Raw genomic sequence first — 1739 nt, forward strand, 5'->3', positions numbered from 1 at the left:
CGCCTCGCGCGCCGCCGCCGGCCACGCGTCCCACCGCGCGGCCCCCTCCAGCGCCGCGCCGTCGGCCACCCCGAGCCGCGCGCGGGCGGGCGCGGTCGCCAGCCGGCACCCCCCGTCGCGTCCGACCAGCAGCACGCCGTCGGCCGTCGCCGAGAGCGCGTCGAGCAGGGCGCGCGCGCGGGCGGCGGGGTCGGACGCGGGGGCGGACGCCAGGTCGGACGCGGGGTCGGCGGGGGGCACGGCGGGGAACGACGGTGGGGGTCCCACGGGTACGACCGGGACGCCGTAGTATGGCGGCGCAGCCCCGCGCGCGTGACGGCCGGGGGGCGCGCGGCGTCACGCCGCGCCGCATGATACGCATGATAGCCGCGTCATCACGATCTCACCGGCGTGTCATTCCCGGCGCGCCGGGACCCTGGCGCCGCCGGGGGCGCACCCGCTATCTCGCTCTCGCCCGATCCCGGACCCGCCCCGACGCGTCATGCGCATCCTCCTGGTCGAAGACGACCAACAGCTCGCCAGCCTGCTCCAGCGGCGGCTCGCCGCCGACGGCGTCACCGTGGTGCACGCCCCCACGGTCGCCGAGGGGCAGCTGCTGACCGAGGCCGACGCGTTCACCGCGATCATCCTCGACCTCCAGCTCCCCGACGGCACGGGGCTCGAGGTGCTGCGCGTCGTCCGCGCGCAGGACCACGCGATCCCGGTCCTGGTGCTCTCGGGCATCGACCGCGAGGAGGTGATCATCCGCGTCCTCGACGCGGGCGCCGACGACTACGTGGTCAAGCCGGTGTCGCTCGACCTGCTGCGCGCCCGCCTGCGGGCGCTGGTGCGGCGCGGCACCGCCGGCGTGGGCGCGGTCACCCGCCTCGGCGCCCTGGTGGTGGACGCGGGGCGGCGGCAGGTGTGGCTCGACGGGCGCCCGCTCGCCCTGACGCCGCTCGAGTTCTCCCTCCTGTCGCACCTGTCGGCGCACGCCGACGTGCCGCAGTCGCGCGAGACGCTGCTGCGCGACGTGTGGGGGCAGGGGTACCACGGCGGGAGCAACGTGGTCGACGTGACGATCATGCGCCTGCGCCAGCGCCTGGGCCCGGAGCCGCCGGCGCCGACGATCGAGACGGTGCGCGGGGTGGGGTACCGGCTGCGCTCGCCGGACGGCGACCGGCCCCCGGCCGAGGCCGAGCCGGCCCCGCCGGCACCCATGACAACTGCGTGACATCTGCGCCGGGCGCGAAGCTTCCGCGCCCGGCGCGTCCTATCATGGGGTCCGCGCCGACGCCGGCGCCTCACCCGGACCCCGCCATGGCCGCTCCGCTCCTCGCCCTCGCCTCCGCCCCGCCCGCGCCCGCCGCCCTGCGCGCCGACGGCCGGCTGGCCGCCGAGCCCCGCGCCGCGGTTTCCCCGGACGGCGCCTGCGAGGGCGCCCGCTTCGCCCTCGCCCTGGTCGGCGCGCTGCGCCTGGCCGCCCGCGCCGGCCTCCCGACCGCCCGCCTCGGCGAGTTCGCCGACGGCTTCGTGCGCCGCGCCCTCGACGGGTCGCACGCCGCGGCGGTCGTCGAGGGGTTCGGCGCCCGCGCCCGCGCCGTCGTGGCCCCGCTCGCCCACCCGCGCGCCGAGCGCCCGGGGCTGATCGACCTGGCGGCGATGCTGGAGCAGCCCGCGGTCGCGTAGCGAGCGGCGAGCCAGGGAGCGTCGAGCGTCGAGGGGGCTCCGCAGGGCGGGACGGTCTGTCCCCCTCGCGG

2 protein-coding genes and 1 pseudogene are annotated in these 1739 nt (G+C 79.1%); 2 read left to right on the forward strand and 1 reads right to left on the reverse strand.

Annotation, left to right across the window (positions count from 1 at the left end):
- Positions 1–240 (reverse strand): annotated as a pseudogene (locus PYV61_RS25020) (hypothetical protein); the annotation flags it as partial.
- Positions 241–481: 241 nt separating this feature from the next.
- Between PYV61_RS25020 and PYV61_RS25025 the strand changes: the two are divergent.
- Positions 482–1213, forward strand: coding sequence for a response regulator transcription factor (locus PYV61_RS25025; protein ID WP_275836603.1), 732 nt, complete (start codon positions 482–484; stop codon positions 1211–1213).
- A gap of 86 nt (positions 1214–1299) precedes the next feature.
- Positions 1300–1668 carry a hypothetical protein gene (locus tag PYV61_RS25030; protein WP_275836604.1) on the forward strand — a complete coding sequence of 123 codons (369 nt, stop codon included), beginning with the start codon at positions 1300–1302 and terminating at the stop codon, positions 1666–1668.
- Positions 1669–1739: the final 71 nt, after the last annotated feature.

It is taken from the genome of Roseisolibacter sp. H3M3-2, from assembly GCF_029211165.1.
Classification (GTDB): domain Bacteria; phylum Gemmatimonadota; class Gemmatimonadetes; order Gemmatimonadales; family Gemmatimonadaceae; genus Roseisolibacter.